The 15,612-nt window shown below is 41.8% G+C and carries 16 protein-coding genes, 1 other RNA gene and 2 pseudogenes; 7 read left to right on the top strand and 12 right to left on the bottom strand.

Translation table 11 applies throughout. The annotated features are described in order from the left end of the window. The coding region (locus LC653_RS27870) for a calcium-binding protein (RefSeq protein WP_267923198.1) at nt 1-788 on the bottom strand (788 nt) is incomplete at its 3' end. A gap of 724 nt (nt 789-1,512) precedes the next feature. Here LC653_RS27870 and LC653_RS27875 point away from each other — a divergent pair. The 4 genes and pseudogenes from LC653_RS27875 to LC653_RS27890 all read left to right on the top strand — a co-directional run. After that, nucleotides 1,513-1,647: pseudogene (locus LC653_RS27875) on the top strand (transposase); the annotation flags it as partial. Between the two features lie 142 nt (nt 1,648-1,789). After that, nucleotides 1,790-3,553 carry an arginine--tRNA ligase gene (gene argS, locus LC653_RS27880; RefSeq protein WP_229497909.1) on the top strand — a complete coding sequence of 588 codons (1,764 nt, stop codon included), beginning with the start codon at nt 1,790-1,792 and terminating at the stop codon, nt 3,551-3,553. Between the two features lie 77 nt (nt 3,554-3,630). After that, nucleotides 3,631-4,194 carry a Uma2 family endonuclease gene (locus LC653_RS27885; protein ID WP_229497910.1) on the top strand — a complete coding sequence of 188 codons (564 nt, stop codon included), beginning with the start codon at nt 3,631-3,633 and terminating at the stop codon, nt 4,192-4,194. A 37-nt stretch (nt 4,195-4,231) separates the two neighbouring features. Continuing rightward, complete coding sequence (locus LC653_RS27890; protein WP_229497911.1) at nt 4,232-4,690, top strand: cobalamin biosynthesis protein; 459 nt, start codon at nt 4,232-4,234, stop codon at nt 4,688-4,690. Nucleotides 4,691-4,877: 187 nt separating this feature from the next. Here LC653_RS27890 and LC653_RS27895 read toward each other — a convergent pair whose 3' ends face one another. From LC653_RS27895 to LC653_RS27925, 7 genes and pseudogenes are all read right to left on the bottom strand, one after another. Beyond that, nucleotides 4,878-5,231 (bottom strand): phage holin family protein, encoded by a 354-nt coding sequence (locus tag LC653_RS27895; RefSeq protein ID WP_229497912.1) that lies wholly within the window; start codon nt 5,229-5,231, stop codon nt 4,878-4,880. 374 nt (nt 5,232-5,605) lie between these two features. Further along, on the bottom strand, nt 5,606-6,685 hold the full coding sequence (locus LC653_RS27900) for a peptidoglycan-binding domain-containing protein (protein WP_229497913.1): 1,080 nt from the start codon (nt 6,683-6,685) through the stop codon (nt 5,606-5,608). Between the two features lie 24 nt (nt 6,686-6,709). After that, a pseudogene (locus LC653_RS27905) lies at nt 6,710-6,913 on the bottom strand (zinc ribbon domain-containing protein); the annotation flags it as partial. A 95-nt stretch (nt 6,914-7,008) separates the two neighbouring features. Then, the gene (locus LC653_RS27910; protein WP_229497921.1) at nt 7,009-8,280 is read right to left on the bottom strand and encodes a M16 family metallopeptidase; all 1,272 of its coding nucleotides are present in this window, start codon (nt 8,278-8,280) and stop codon (nt 7,009-7,011) included. A gap of 87 nt (nt 8,281-8,367) precedes the next feature. Beyond that, a complete protein-coding gene (locus LC653_RS27915) occupies nt 8,368-9,633 on the bottom strand; it encodes a M16 family metallopeptidase (RefSeq protein ID WP_229497914.1) in 1,266 nt (421 codons plus the stop codon). 385 nt (nt 9,634-10,018) lie between these two features. Further along, nucleotides 10,019-10,321: a type II toxin-antitoxin system RelE/ParE family toxin gene (locus LC653_RS27920; RefSeq protein ID WP_233718590.1), complete on the bottom strand. Its 303-nt coding sequence runs from the start codon at nt 10,319-10,321 to the stop codon at nt 10,019-10,021. After that, the gene (locus LC653_RS27925; RefSeq protein ID WP_229497915.1) at nt 10,311-10,538 is read right to left on the bottom strand and encodes an addiction module protein; all 228 of its coding nucleotides are present in this window, start codon (nt 10,536-10,538) and stop codon (nt 10,311-10,313) included. The genes LC653_RS27920 and LC653_RS27925 overlap by 11 nt, the downstream gene beginning before the upstream one ends. Before the next feature lie 55 nt (nt 10,539-10,593). Here LC653_RS27925 and LC653_RS27930 point away from each other — a divergent pair, with 55 nt between their 5' ends. Beyond that, the gene (locus LC653_RS27930) at nt 10,594-11,133 is read left to right on the top strand and encodes a hypothetical protein (protein WP_229497916.1); all 540 of its coding nucleotides are present in this window, start codon (nt 10,594-10,596) and stop codon (nt 11,131-11,133) included. Nucleotides 11,134-11,295: 162 nt separating this feature from the next. Here LC653_RS27930 and ssrS read toward each other — a convergent pair. The 4 genes from ssrS to LC653_RS27950 all read right to left on the bottom strand — a co-directional run bounded on the left by ssrS (nt 11,296) and on the right by LC653_RS27950 (nt 13,862). Further along, nucleotides 11,296-11,478, bottom strand: a non-coding RNA gene (gene ssrS / locus LC653_RS27935) — 6S RNA. A 61-nt stretch (nt 11,479-11,539) separates the two neighbouring features. Then, a complete protein-coding gene (locus LC653_RS27940; RefSeq protein WP_229497917.1) occupies nt 11,540-12,700 on the bottom strand; it encodes a 5-(carboxyamino)imidazole ribonucleotide synthase in 1,161 nt (386 codons plus the stop codon). After that, nucleotides 12,697-13,188, bottom strand: coding sequence for a pentapeptide repeat-containing protein (locus tag LC653_RS27945; protein WP_229497923.1), 492 nt, complete (start codon nt 13,186-13,188; stop codon nt 12,697-12,699). Before LC653_RS27945 ends, LC653_RS27940 begins: the two co-directional genes overlap by 4 nt. Nucleotides 13,189-13,709: 521 nt before the next feature. Next, entirely contained in the window at nt 13,710-13,862 is a 153-nt protein-coding gene (locus tag LC653_RS27950; RefSeq protein WP_229476220.1) for a lmo0937 family membrane protein, read from the bottom strand. A 528-nt stretch (nt 13,863-14,390) separates the two neighbouring features. On the opposite strand from LC653_RS27950, the gene LC653_RS27955 reads away from it, so the two are divergent. After that, nucleotides 14,391-14,714, top strand: coding sequence for a slr1957 family protein (locus tag LC653_RS27955; protein ID WP_229497918.1), 324 nt, complete (start codon nt 14,391-14,393; stop codon nt 14,712-14,714). 80 nt (nt 14,715-14,794) lie between these two features. Then, on the top strand, nt 14,795-14,986 hold the full coding sequence (locus LC653_RS27960) for a hypothetical protein (RefSeq protein WP_229497919.1): 192 nt from the start codon (nt 14,795-14,797) through the stop codon (nt 14,984-14,986). The last annotated feature ends 626 nt before the right edge of the window (nt 14,987-15,612 follow it).

Here is a 15,612-nt window from a genome sequence, read left to right on the forward strand (position 1 = left end):
ACGTTGGCAGGATTTATCCATTTGCCAGCGCCAGAATAATAAACAGTATCCGTGCCTTCATTAATTAGCTCTGCAACTGTGTCACTAGTGGTGTCAGCATAGTAAATGTCGTTGCCTAAGCCACCAGTTATGGAGTCGTTACCTAATCCTCCGTCGAGAATATCGTTGCCAATACCACCGTCAAGAGTGTCATTGCCATTATTACCAGATAATTGGTTATCTTGGTTGTCACCAACAATGGAGTCATTTGCATTTGTGCCAATGACATTATCAAAGTTGACTGGAGTAAATGACAATGTTCCTAAGGCAGGAACGTTATTGGCAGCCAAACTCTGGGTTTGCAGGTTAACGGTGATAAATACCCCAGGCAAAGATTGGGATGTATCTATGGTGTTGTTGGCAACATTAGCATTAGCAATAATCTTTTCTACTTTAAAAAGTTGGTCTTCCCCCAATCCCTCAGCTTTTTGAATGGTTCCAACACCTGACAAGGTAATGGTTTGACCTAGTTGACTGTAATCTGCGGTATCAATGCCATCTCCACCATTAATGATGTCGTTACCCTGACTGCCTTTGAAGGTGTCAGTACCTGCGCCCCCATTAAGAGTATCGTTGCCAGCATCCCCATTGAGGGTATCATCGGTGTCAAGAGCGTTGAGAATGTCGTTACCGCCGAATCCGTTGATAATATCAGGAAGATCGGCGATAATTAGACCTGAAGGAAAAATGAAAGGATCAACGATACCATTGAGGATGTTATTGAAATTGTTGCCGTTGATAGTTGCCATAATAAGTCTCTTTAAAGTTAGAAGGTAAAGGTTAAGAAATTACCTCGTTATTTCCTTAAGAGCAAACGAGGAAGAAAAATAAAGAGACAGCTGAATCCTAGCCGATTTAAGCAGGTTTTGATGTCAAGTCTGAAGATTTTAGAAGCACTGCATATATCGATTATCGATGATGTTGACATCAAAATTTTGCCAGCAGTCATGTTTTATCTTTATGCTTTATATCTTCGCTTGTTATAAGAACAGGCTGCTACGGAAGAAGCAAATTTTCTCGTATTCAACTGTATGTATCTTGAGACATTTGTACTCTATCAAGAATCAAAAGGTCATAGTAGTACCCTTGGGGGTACTGTTTTTACTTACAGCAGTTTTCAATTGAGTGGATTACAAATCTAGTAAACTAGAAATGCAGTAAAAATACTCGCTCGTAAATGCCTGCCGCCGACTCGAAGGATCTAGGCCAACGTGTGGTTGATGCTTATAAAGTAAAGCTTGGGTCGTAACGACAACGAACTGATCGCTTTTAAGTGAGCTTATCGTTTGTTCAATGAAAACTGCTGTAAGGTGAGTTGTTGGAGCAGAGGCAACATTTTCTTACAAACCAATGGAGATTTCTATTGTGGTCGCCAGAAGCGATCGCTTCAACATGAAACGCCCCAACGGTGAAGATTTAACGCAGCTTAATCAAACCGTTGGGCAGTTGAGTTTTTAGTTATGCGTGTGATAGTTTAGAAATAAATTGGCTCGAAAACACATCAAGGTAACTCGCCAGCGTCAAGACTTTGGTGTAAAAATAGCAAGGTGTGTGATGATGTCTAGCGACCTCGTGGTGTATGAAGATTTGAAAGTGCAAAATATGGTAAGTCAAGCGCAGTTTTGTCAAAAAAGATACTTTTGTAAGCGGCGTGTTGATTTTTATCTCTCTTCAGAATCTCCAGATTTCTAAAGTGAATAATCAAGCTTTTCCAGAGCTACATTCCCTCTCTCCCAGATAAAATTTATATATGAACGCTACACAAGAAAAACTAAAAGTTCAGCTTGAGCAGGCAATAGTTGCGGCTTTTGGCGCTGACTTTGCTGGAGTAGATCCAATTTTGGTTTCTGCTAGTAATCCTAAATTTGGTGATTATCAGGCGAATGTGGCTTTATCCCTGAGTAAAAAGAAAGGATTGCAACCAAGAGCGATCACAGGTGCGATCGTTGAAAAATTAGATGTATCCGAAATCTGCGAACCGCCAGAAATCGCTGGGCCAGGATTTATCAATCTGAAACTGAAAACGGCCTACCTGGAAGCACAACTGAATGATATACAAGCTGATCCCCGGTTGGGAGTTCCAGCCGCAAAAACGCCTAAGCGGGAAATTGTGGATTTTTCCAGTCCGAATATTGCTAAAGAAATGCACGTCGGACACTTGCGTTCTACGATTATTGGTGATTCCATCGCCCGGATTTTAGAATTTCAAGGACACGATGTTTTACGGTTAAATCATGTAGGCGATTGGGGTACGCAGTTTGGCATGTTAATCGCCTATCTGCGGGAAGTTTACCCAGACGCGCTTACCACCGCTAATGCTTTAGATATTGGTGATTTAGTCTCTTTTTACCGCAAAGCCAAACAACGCTTTGATACAGATGCAGCTTTTCAAGAGACAGCGCGGCAAGAAGTTGTTAGATTACAAGCAGGTGCAGAGGATACACTTCATGCTTGGAAACTGCTGTGTGAACAATCACGGCAGGAGTTTCAAATAATTTATGAGTTGCTGGATATCAAGTTAACTGAACGTGGGGAATCTTTCTATAACCCTTTACTATTTGGCGTTGTGGAAGATTTAGAAAAATCTGGCTTACTCGTAGAAAACCAGGGTGCAAAATGCGTTTTTTTGGAAGGGTTTACAAATAGAGAAGGTGAACCTTTACCCTTAATTGTGCAGAAATCAGATGGCGGCTATAACTACGCTACAACTGATTTAGCATCCCTCCGCTACCGGATTCAGCAGGATGAAGCAAAACGCATAATTTATGTAACAGATGCTGGACAAGGAAACCACTTTGCCCAATTTTTCCAAGTAGCACGCAAAGCCGGATGGATTCCCGATGATGTGGAATTAGTGCATGTTCCCTTTGGGTTGGTGTTAGGAGAAGATGGGAAGAAATTCAGAACTCGTTCTGGGGATACTGTGCGGTTACGGGATTTATTAGATGAAGCTGTTTCTCGTGCCTATGCTGACCTCAAAACAAGATTACAAGAAGAAGAACGCCAAGAAACTGAAGAATTTATTAATGAAGTTGCTAGGGTAGTTGGGATCAGTGCAGTTAAATATGCAGACTTAAGCCAAAACCGCACCAGTAACTACATTTTCAGCTACGACAAAATGCTGGATTTCAAAGGTAATACTGCCCCCTATATGTTGTATGCTTATGCGCGGATTCAGGGAATTAGCCGCAAGGGTGATATTAACTTTAAGGAGTTGGGAAACAATGCTGTTTTGTTAGAGCATGAAACAGAATTAGCTCTGGCAAAATATTTACTTCAACTGGATGAAGTTATTAGTAGTGTAGAGCAAGACTTGCTACCCAATCGTTTATGTGAGTATTTGTATGAACTGAGTAAAAAATTTAATCAGTTTTATGACCGTAATCAGGGAGTTCAGGTTTTGGAGGCACAGGAACCGCAGCGAACATCACGCTTGATTCTGTGTGATTTGACTGCTAGAACTCTGAAGTTGGGATTAGAGTTGTTGGGAATTGAGGTATTGGAGAGGATGTAAGACTAATTCGTAATTCGTAATTCGTAATTCGTAATTGGTGGAGTTGGAAGAGAGCGTTTTGTTGGAGGCGATCGCAAATGGTACGGACATCATCTAAAAACATAACTTTGGCAGAGTTTTTTATTTTACCAGAAACGAAACCCGCTAGTGAATACATCGATGGTGAAATTATTCAAAAACCAATGGCACAGGGGAAGCACAGTATAATTCAAGGTGAAATGGTTAGCACTGTCAACTTAACGGTCAAGCCTAAGCGAATTGCTCGTGCTTTTCCAGAATTGCGGTGTACTTTTGGTGGAAGGTCAATAGTGCCAGATGTTTCTGTATTTACTTGGCAAAGAATTCCTCGTGATGAAAATGGTGAAGTTGCCAACGTATTCCAAGCAGCTCCCGATTGGACTATCGAGATTCTATCGCCTGACCAAAGGCAAACAAAAGTTACAAAAAATATTCTGCATTGCCTGAATTATGAAACACAAATGGGTTGGCTGATTGATCCGGAAGAACAAACGGTATTCGTGTACATCCGCAATCAACAGCCAATCATGTTGGATGAACTAGAAGCTTTACTCCCTGTGCCAGATTTTGCAAGTGAGTTGAGGCTGACGGTGGGAGATTTATTTGGTTGGCTGTTGGAGTAAACCAAATCCTGACGAATTGAATAAGGAAATACACCAAGTGCAACAGGTTTTATGGGTAGGAATCGGTTGTAAACGGGGAACCTCATGGCAGTTGATTGATTGGGCAATTGAGCAAATATTTCGAGATAATCAACTTTTTCAAAGTGCGATCGCAGGGATTGCTACCATTGACACTAAAGCCTCGGAAGTTGGTTTAGTAGAACTTTGTAACCTACGCAATTTGCCTCTAAAAACCTTTTCTGCCCAAATCCTTCGCTCTGTCTGTGTTCCCAACCCTGCCATAATTACCGACCACAAAGTAGGTACACCTAGCGTAGCAGAGGCAGCTGCTATTCTTGCAGCTACTAAAACCCCATTGTTGACTGCTTCCCCTTTTACCAGCGCAGAAGCATTGGGAGTGAGATTCTTAGTTCCTAAACAAATTTTCCAGCCACAAGGGCAAACAGGAGCGGTAACGCTAGCTGTTGCCCAAGCCTCAAATATTATTAGTCATTAGTCATTAGTCATTAGTCATTAGTCATTAGCTAAAGTAACGGCGTTGCTGAATTCAGGTATGAAAATGATTTTGCGTGATTTCAAAACTTTTGTAGAGACTAGCAATTGCAACGTCTCTACACCCAGATTCATACATTTAATCAGCAACGCCAAAGTAACACTAGTACAGCACGGCGTAAATAAACTTTCTAGTCAACAACTCTCAAAAAATAGTTAATTATGCTAGATACAATAGCTAGCACAATTGAACCTAACAAAGCAGGTAAAAAGCCTTGAATCTCAAAACCAGTACCAGGAGTTAGTCCACTTGCCAGCCAAAGAGTTAAGGCGTTGATTACAAATGTAAATAAACCAAAGGTGAGTAAGGTAATCGGAAATGTCAAAAGACGCAAAATTGGTCTGATAAAGGCATTAACTAGCCCGATAACCCCTGCGGCAACAAGGGCTACAACAAAATTATTGACAATGAAGCCATCAACGATTTTAGAAGTTATCAATAACGCCACCGCAGTACCGAGCCAAGTTAATAAAAAGTGTTGCATAAGTTTTTTTAGATAAATTAGCAGTAAGTTTAATTAATTTCACTATTGCCAGTTGTGATCTTTAACACGATTAGGTGTCATTGTGCTTGACTCTTAAAGTTGCCATCATCTTTTCTCAGCCCAAAAGCAATGTAATTTTTCAGTGCTGGCATAGAGAGATACTTCTAATCGGTGTATCTTTATCGTATTGCAGGATGTACCGGATTAAATTCATAAAAAATGGTGTGAAGCGCAAAACCCCTACAGAGGTTTCTCGAAGTTGAAAAACCTCTGTACCTTGGGATTTCCAAAAAATAAGTTATCAGAACTTCGGAGCATTTTACCTGCGCCTTTGGTTACACGCAAAGGAGACGCTAGCTATGCTCATACTATGCCTAACGCCGCAAAAGAACCTCCCAGGTAGAGCCACCAACTACACCGTCAGCTTCTAAACCATAGCGCTTTTGTGCAGCTTTCACAGCTGCTTCGGTTGTCTCGCCAAAGTCTCCATCGGCATTGCCTCTCAAGAAACCAAGCTTTTTCAGTTGTTGTTGCAACTTGACAACTTCAGAACCACGTAATCCTATACGCAAAATTGGCAATCCTTCTGAGGTGTATTGAATACCAGGGGTGCGCTTAGTAGTTGTGTTTGGCTGAGTTCGAGTAGTTTGCCTAGTCCGTGTAGTTGACTGAGTTCGAGTAGTTGATGTAGTACGATTCGGCGTTTTCTGTGTGCTTGAAGTTGTAGCTTTTCTTGGAGTAGCAGGTCTTGGCTCAGGGCTAGTCGCAACTCGTCTTACGGCTTTTTTTGGGGTAGTAGGTCTTGGTTCAGGGTTAGTCGGAACTTGTGTTACAGCTTTTTTTGGGGTAGTAGGTCTTGGTTCAGGGTTAGTCGGAACTTGTGTTACAGCTTGTCTTGGAGGGTTGGAATTTACAACGTTGGTGACATTGCTAGCCTGGGTTGGAACAGGAAAATTCGTAGCTGAGTTAAATCTTGGCTGGGATGAAGGAATGGTTGATGCTGCTACTGGTTGATTAGGGAAAAGTCGTTGCCAAGTGCTGGCATCCACAATGCCATCGGGATTCAAACCAGCAGCTTGTTTAAACCGGGCAACGGCACTGGCTGTATTCTCACTATATGTACCATCTACGGCACCAGAATAAAAACCCAAAAGTTTTAGAGCTGCCTGAAGTTCAGATACGCGTTCGCCTTGGCTACCAACTTTGAGGACAGGGCGGTTGATGCTATCTCGAGGATTTACTTGGGCAATTTTTTGTGGCGCTGCTATTGATACTACAGCTGTTGAGGTAATCAGCAGAGGCGTAGTGGAGAACAAGAGTATTTCAATGGCTAATAAAGATTTAGACCTCTTTGGCCACCAACTCTTTGGCCGTTTTTCCATCCTACAGCGATTTCCAGTTGGATCTAGTAATTTTAAGTAACTCAAAATACTTGCTGTCAGGTTGCTTTGCATGGAATTTACTCCCAGAATATTCTGCTATATAAAACCTAATAGTGATAAATTAATTGCTGCGTTCAAATCACGATCCATTACATGACTACAGCTACCACATCTATAAACTCTTTCTTTTAATGGCATATCTTGAATATGTCCACAGTTAGAACAAGTTTTAGATGATGGATACCAACGATCTGCAATCACTATCTCGCAACCGAACTTTTTAGCTTTATACTCCAACTGTCTACTTAATTGTCAACTAAGGACTCACTCATGCTAATGGTACAGCCGCTTGGTCTAAAAAACAGCTGCTGCATTTTATGATTGTACATTCTCAGTTACGCGATCGCTCGATTAATTGCTTCTTCTTGACCAACTAAAGACAAGTAAGGCTCTTTTAAATACTTACAAGCTGAAGCGATGGCATCCTGGGCACTCACAGCCGCAATTAATTCTTGGAACTTGGTGTCAAAATCAATTCCTAAGCCCAAAATTTCATACCAACCGTATATCTGAGCAATTTGCCCGTTCGTTTGTTTACCCAAGGCGTACTGCCCTAATATCTTGTTTTTAGCAGCTTGGAGTGCGCTTTCAGATACTTCGGTGGTAGACAATAAATCTACTTCTGTACGCAGTCCTTCTAGGGCAATGCTGGTATTTTCTGGTGCTGTACCCATGTAAACCACAAACGACGCTGGAAATAGCCTTGTGGAGTAAAAGGCGGATACTTCGTAAGCTAAACCGCGTTTTTCCCGCAATTCGACAAACAAGCGACTAGAAAGCCCATTTCCCAAGTAGGTACACAGTAACTTCAGGGCGGCGTAATCAACAGAACTCACCGATGTTCCCAAATATCCAAGCATCACGATTGATTGTTGTGTCTGTACTGGCTTCAGCCTTACCTGTGGTTCCACCTTAATCTCAGGTAAATTCAGTATTGGTAGTGCTTGGGCTGGCGCTTGCCAATCAGCAAAAACTTCTTCCACCAAGGCTGCTGCATCTGTGGCTGTGACTCTACCAGCAATACTAATTACTACATTATCTGGACGGAAATAAGTCTGGTGATATTCCACTAAATCCGCACGAGTTAAGCTACTCATGGTGGTTTCATCTCCCAGTACCGACATGGAATATGGATGATTTTGGTACATTACCTGCCGCATTTGTTCAAAGGCAACATTGAACGGCTGCTCTTTTTGGGAACGAATATCCTGGAGTGCTAAACGCCGTTCTAGTTCCACTTGAGTTTCGGGGAAAGTAGGCGATCGCAAAATTCGCCCTGCCAATGTTAAAATTTCCCCAAAATCGGATGTTACCGTTTTGAAAGATAGCAAAAAATAATCAGTGCCAGCATCTGCACTTAAACTCGCTCCTACAGACTCGACAATTTCTGCAATTTCCAAACTAGAAAGACCATCGCATCCCTTTGTCATCACTGCTGATAGCAAATGTGCCAAACCTGCTTGCTCCCGGTTTTCGTTACAACTGCCAGCACGCACAAAAATTCGCGCCGCAATAATATCCGCAGCAGGATTTTCTGCCACCAGCACGACAATGCCATTATTCAATACGGTACGATGGATAGGTGATTTTTGCAGCAAGGTTGTCATTTGTAATTTGTCCTTTGTCCTTTGTCCTTTGTCCTTTGTCATTGGTCATTTGTCTTTTGCTAATGACTAATGACTAATGACTAATGACTAACACGGTTTAAGTACAGTAACCGCATAATTCTCCGGCGAGAGATACTGTTTAGCTAATTTTTGCAGTTCTTTGGCATCAAAAGACTGAATCTGCTGGGGATATGTCACAGCTAATTCAGCTTGGGCGATGGTATTGTAATACCCATAAAGCCCTGTAAGCTGATTTGGCGTTTCGGTAGAAAACGCATACTCATTACATAGCAGCCTACGTGTACGAGCAAGTTCCTGTTCACTAATTCCTGTAGTCTGCAAATCATCCAAATGAGCGCAAATTAAGGACTCAACTTCCTCCAAATTTTCTGGTTCCAACCAGGCAGTAATTGTAAATAAACTCGATTCCCGTTGTAGAGAAAAACTACTGCAAATCCCCTGTACCAATTGCAAATCTTCTCGTAAATCACGCACTAAACGCGAGGTCCGCCCTTCTGCCAATAACACTGACAACAAATCTAAACCATAGCCAGCGCGGATTTCTTCTACTCCAGGAACCAGCCATGCCATCAATAATCGCGCTTGTTCTATGCGTGGTAAATACAGTTCTTGACGGTGAATTCCTGTTATTACTGGCTTTGCCACTTTCTCAAACTGCGGACAATTCGAGCGTTCGGCAAAATCAGCAAATGAACTATTTACCATTTCCCAAGCTGGTTGCTGGGCTATACCTCCTGCAATTACTACCGTCATGTTTTCCGGCTGATAGTGAGTGTGGTGAAAACAGCGCATTGCTTCTGGCGATTGCTGCATCAGTTCTTGCTCAGTACCCAACACCGAACGTCCGTAAGGGTGATGCGGATAAATGCTTTGAATCAGAGTTTGGAAGCCTATCCAGTCAGAATCGTCCTGACAAGAACGAATTTCCTCTAGCACCACGTCTCGTTCGCGGCTAAATTCATCTTCTGGAATTGCCGCATTGAGCAGTAGTTCTCCCAAGTAGGGCAGAGTATCTTTTAAATAAGGGGCAGCTGTGGTGAGTGAATAATGAGCATAATCATAGCTTGTCGCCGCATTACTCACGCCTCCCCGATTTTCAACTTTAGAATCGAACATTCCAGGGGGTAGCGTCGCCGTACCTTTAAAAATCATGTGTTCTAAAAAGTGCGCCATGCCAAACCACGGTTCTGGCTCTAGGCTTGCTCCAGCACGCACCCAAACATCCGCCACAACTACAGGAGTAGTGGGAATTTCTTGATGAATAAACGTTAAACCACTGTCTAGTCGGAAGACCGAGGCTGGAAATACTGTATTAGTTAGTTGCTGTGACAATTTTCTGTAGCTTTAACCACAATTTCAGATAATTTTGTCATCTTAACTCTGAACGATACCTAATTTAGAATCAAGTTATACAGATTTTGTTTTTACCAGCAAATATCGCTAAATTCAGTAGACCTAACTCTTTTGTGAGTTGACAAAATAATAAGGGTTTGTATCGATGTTTCTGAGACTGACAAGAGCAAGAGCAAGCGCAAGCAGGAAAACATTTTTAGAACCCTATTGCTCAAAAACTGTATCATAAAGTACTGTTTTCAGCGATACATTCTCTACGAGACGCTACGCGTAGCTTGCTTCCCCGTAGGGGTACGGCGAGCTTTCCTGCGGAACGCTGCGCGAACGCTAACGCAAAACCTTTTAGTCCACAGGTTATTGGCTTCTATGGTAGCCTACCACGCCATTTCTTTGGATCTTGAGAAGAGTGGAAAACTGCATAGACAATGATTGTAGTGTCCGAATGCTCATAGAAAACAACGTAAGGGAAGCGCCGAACTACAGCCCTTCGATAGCTTTCGTGAACTACCTGATACATCTTTGGATTTCGCCGAATGAACTGAATACAAGCATCTAGACAACGAAGAAATTCTTCACCCAAACCAAGTTCCTGCTCTTCATACCAGATAAAAGCCTGAGCCACATCTTCTTCCGCCTCTGGCAGAATAATCAGATTTCTAAGCACCATACTGTCTACTACGAATTCGCTCCTTAACTTCTTCCCAGGAACTACCTGAGTCAGGATTTTGTAAGTAGGTTGCTTTTCTTTTGGCAAGTTCTTCTTTTTGCCAGTCAAGCACAGGAATTTGCTCTGGAACTTGGGCAATGCTATCCCATAAGTCTTCCACAAGCTGCAATTTTTCTGAGAGGGTTAACTCAAAAATCTGAGTGAACTCTGCGTTCATACCAACCTCGTTCAGTGACTAGCCATTTGTTCTAAGTCTATCACTGACAACACTGATGCTTTCAGAATGGCGTTCTGAAAAGCTATTGGCTGCTTCAAGGACAAAAGGACTTTGTAATATCATTGACGTTGGCAGCCTTGCATTTTCTCTAGCTCGACAACGTAAGGGACTTCCAAATAAAAAAATACCCAATAAATTTACGAAAAAGCTCTCTCTCCTCATTCCTCTGTGTTCTCTGTGTCTCTGTGGTTCGTTTATTTGGGTAATTTATTTCTTGGAAGTCCCTAAAGCAGACTTCACGATAATCCAAGCAGTTCAGTTTCATGAAAAATTTCCCGATTTACTAGATGCTCAGTATCTCTTATTTGCTACCCATCCGCTTCGTGAAATAGAAAATCATGCGTCAGCCAGCACTGATTCTTACTTAACGTTTTACGCTTTCAGTAGCAACTTTTCCCAGCCTATTAATCTTCCAGGCGCATCAGCTAAAGAAGTTTACCACTTGATTTCTTTATTGGAAGAAAATGCTCTGAAGGCAAGTTCAACCTCTGTAAAAACTAGTGTGCTTGAGGCCGCTAAAAACGCAAGCCAATAGCTTACAAATTGGCTCAAGCAATCTAGAAAGCTTGGAGGGCTTACTACTAAAAAGTCGTATTTTCTCCCAATTCCAGTGGCACTTGTTGCAGTGATATAAGTTTTACTGATTTAAATAATTAAAGCTCCTAAGTTCTAACTGACTTTAGGAGCTAATAATTTTAAGTTCACCGCGACGCCGTTTTACCTAAGTTTATGACCTGGTTTAACCAGGTGGGAACCTAAATTCCTCGTTTAAAGTTTCCGGGTACATGCCCGGTCTACTGCCACGAGAACAGTTGACTCCCTTGTCTTTAAAGGCATAGATCAAAAAACTTGATGGCAGTCACCAACGTCGTAGTGCAACTTCACTCATTATAGCTTTCAAAAAGATGTTGTGTGTTCAACATTGAAAGTTTCTGAAAAATTTACGTGGGATACCAGATAGATTCTATGCTGTGGGCGATGGCGATCGCACTTGCCGATTCTCGATTCTGATTATCTAGCAAAACGGTAACATGTCCCAACTTCCGCCCAGGACGTGATTCTGTCTTCCCATACCAGTGAACGTGCGCTTGGGGAATCTCTGCTATTTGTTGACGCTGGCTTTGGTAGTCGCTGTGAGAATTTTCATACCCCAGTAGGTTCACCATCACAGCGCCAGCGCACTGCAAAGCCGGATTCCCTAAAGGTAAACCACAAACTGCTCTGAGGTGCTGCTCAAACTGCGAAGTTTCACAAGCGTCAATAGAAAAATGCCCAGAATTGTGGGTACGGGGCGCAATTTCATTTACCAGGATTTTGCCATCAGCACTCAGAAATAGCTCAATTCCAAAAATGCCTACGACTTCTAGGCTATTTAATAAAGTATGTGCGATCGCTTGGATTTCTGCTACTTGATTAGGCGTAATCTCAGCAGGCGCAATTACCCGCCGACACACTTGTTGTTCTTGTTGGGTTTCTACCACTGGATAAGTTACAATTTTTCCCTCTACAGAACGAGCTGCAATTATTGCTAATTCTCTTTCAAAAGGGACAAATTCTTCTAACAAGAAAAGTGATTGATTTAAAGTTTTTGTTATGGTTTCATCATTTAGCTTTTGCTCTAAAGTAGCAAAATCTTGAATTATGAAAGTACCTTGACCATCATAACCGTGGCGTCGGGATTTGAGGACTACTGGAAAACCTAGATATTCTATTTTTGATTTGAGATTTTCCACCTCGTCAAGGGCGAAAAATTGAGGAACTGGTAAGCCCAAGCCGCCTAAATAGCAACGCTGATGATATTTATCTAAAAGAGGAGCTAAAGCTTCTAATCTGGGACGAAAACAAACGCCTTGGTGTGCTAAAACAGATAAAGCATCTAAGTTAACAAATTCGTTTTCAAATGTGATAACATCGCATTTTTGAGCTAATATTTCCGTAGCAGTTGCATCATCAACTGGGGCGAAAACAGTTTCTTTGGCAATTGACACGGCCGGGTCGTGAACACTTGGAGTTTGTACTACTAATTCTACTCCTAGCTTCTGTGCTGCATCCGCCATCATCCAGGCAAGTTGTCCGCCACCAATTACACCAACACGTTTCATTGACATCCTAGAGAATCACGAGTTTGCACGCCTGTTTTGGAATTCACGCCACTGGCTTTACTGCACAGTTCTTTGATTTGCGCTCTATCTAAAATTGCATCTGTAAAATCTGCACCGTCTATATTCACATCATTAAATATGGCGCGGAGCAAAAGAGCTTCTTTTAAAACTGCATCGCTCAAATCTGCCTTAGTCAAGTTTACCTGATCAACCATTGCATTAGTTAAATCTGCCCCGTGGAGATTTGCTTTTGTCATCACCGAAGCACTCATGACTGCTCCCCGCAAGTCAGCGTTAGAAAAGTTAGCCAGTTCCATATTGGCGTTAGAAAACTCCGCAGCTTGCAAGCTGTCACCAGAAAAATCACGTCTTGACAACTCTGCATTGCTAAATGAAAGCGGATGAGTCCAGTCTACTGCCTGTGCGGGATCAGCCACGCACCATATAATAATTCCTAGAAGGAACGCCAACCCTTGCCGCCAAAACATATTGAGAGCCAATTTGGTGTCTAATCGCTGCATTTAATTACCGCATTTGAATATTAGCAAGACTGGATCATCCTAAGGGACTTCCAAATAAAAAATGTTCCAAAACTCTCTCTATTTCTCCTCTCTGTGTCGCGCCAGTTGCTTCAAGTCGGGGAACCCGCAAGGGCGCACTGGCTTCTCTGTGTCTCTGTGGTAGCCTGCGGCAAGCCGCTTTGCGTCTACGTTTATTTGGATAATTTATTTCTTGGAAGTCCCTAATTGAGACTCCCAGCCTTGCTACTGGACTTGGGAGAGGTATATATTTCCCTAGCTTAATATTTTGTAACGCAAAAAGGGTGGATGCGTAGCCTGTGGTAGACATCGCTTCTCACCTTTAGCTAGAGAGCGGCAATATTAGGAATAGGAGCGATCGCACTCAATATATAGCGTTTCTTAAGCAGCTTAGGTACACTCAAATCTTTTTTAACAAGGTTAGTAACTTTGAAAACCTACCTTACCAGATCGGGAACCACTATCTATATTTACACATCACGCGCTTTGAAAAAATTATAGATAGCAAGGGCGATCGCTAAAAGCAACACTGCATGAATTAAACTTCCGGCAATATGAAGTGCCAGTCCTAATGCCCAAAAAGCAATCAGTACAACAACAATACCCCAAAGTATACTCAACATATATTTGATTTAAATCAAGTAAGTTTTTATTGATTTAGATATTTTACTCCTAGCTTCACTTTGATTCTATTTACCCTCAGAGAGGTATAGAAATTTAAATCATCTTTCTTGAGAAAGAAAATTAATTAAAAATTTACCTTTTGCCCTTACCCGCAATTCTATTTCTCCTTTAACTGAGCCTAAGCTCGTGGATTTGTTTACAATTATTCATTTTTAGATTTGAATTTCAGGATATCAAGAGTTTTATTAAGCAGTAATACTCATGGACTTATTTACAATTCTTGATTTTCAATATTTAAAGTAAAGTTTATTGTCTTTTAAATTCAACAGCCCCTATCAACTGTTAGTCTTTTAATTAATGAAAGCAAGGTTTGAGCGATAATTATATTTGGCGTCTCAACTGCTTAACAAAGCTTAAAAGTTGGATAATTAGCGTTAATTTTATAGCGATTAGTTAGTTGTTCAGGAATCTCCAAGAGTTTACATTCACCAAGTACACAACTTCCACAAACCGAACTCCGAAACCCGATGATGAATCATTACTCACTTCAATGGATTGAGGCATGGTGCCAAGAAAATGGCTGGACAGATTTATTTGTAGAGCGACGTAACAACTTCTGGGCTTTCCCTCCGGGTGGGGTAATGCCGGAACCAATTCCAGTTCACGTTCTCAGAGTGATTAAAGCCGAGAAGGGATTGACTTTTGAAGAACGATTGTGGTCGATGTCCGCAGTAATTGGCACAATCCTAGCTGTTATTTGTACCTTTTGGTTTCAGTCGCCGATGCCATTAGTTTTGGCTTTCGCTTTTAACGCCGTTACGGTGGCTCAATTTGAACTTGAAGATGCCTAAATTCTTAATTTTGGGCTTTGCTATTAAAAACTGCTCTTGTCTACTTTTAGCAAGAGCAGTTTTTAATTTTAGAAGAAGAGATGAAATTACCACAGTTTCAGCCCACCAGCATCCTTTGTTTCGAGAATAAACTGAAAATACTTCTGAAACACTTTAAACACGCTTTTCAGCTATCGGGTAACGGGAACTTAGCTCAAATCAAGGGAATTAAAAAAACAGACATCGCTGCTCAAGTAAAATTTATTGCTCAAATTTTTGGAGTAGTCGCCTAACTAGTTCTGATTTATACAAAGCTTTTGTCTTTTACAAGTTTTTGCAACACAACCATTTTTATTGCAAATGAGGGTAGAGATGTAACAGTTTTTCTTTCCCTTATGTTGATGGATCTATTTCAATACGGTTCGGTTAGCTTGTTTATCCTGCGAAGATCCCCCCAACCCCCCGATAAATTGGGGGGCTAATTTCCTCTTTTACCCCCTTTTTAAGGGGGTCGCCACAGGCGGGGGGATCTTATCCGAACCGTATTGGGATCTATTTCCTTAAACAAAAAACTTTCCCGACCAGGTAAATTAAGCTTGTCATATGATGTCCGGGTAATTAACCATAATAACCGGAACCCCACCCCGCAAAAGCTGCGCTTGAGCTAACCTCCCGAAGAGCTCTTAGGGGTTGGGGGTGGGGTTCTTTTATTATGGGTGATTTGGCGGACATGATATCAGACCAATTGTTGATGACGTTGGAATAAAAGAGAGAGTACCGTACCTACTTCCAAACAAGCAAATGCTCTCGCTCAACAAGCAAATGCTCTCGCTCAACAAGCAAATGCTCTCGCTCAACAAGCAAATGCTCTCGCTCAACAAGCAAATGCTCTCGCTCAACAAGCAAATGCTCTCGCTCA

Origin of the sequence: Nostoc mirabile CHAB5784 (assembly GCF_020829645.1) — a bacterium.
GTDB lineage: Bacteria > Cyanobacteriota > Cyanobacteriia > Cyanobacteriales > Nostocaceae > Nostoc > Nostoc mirabile.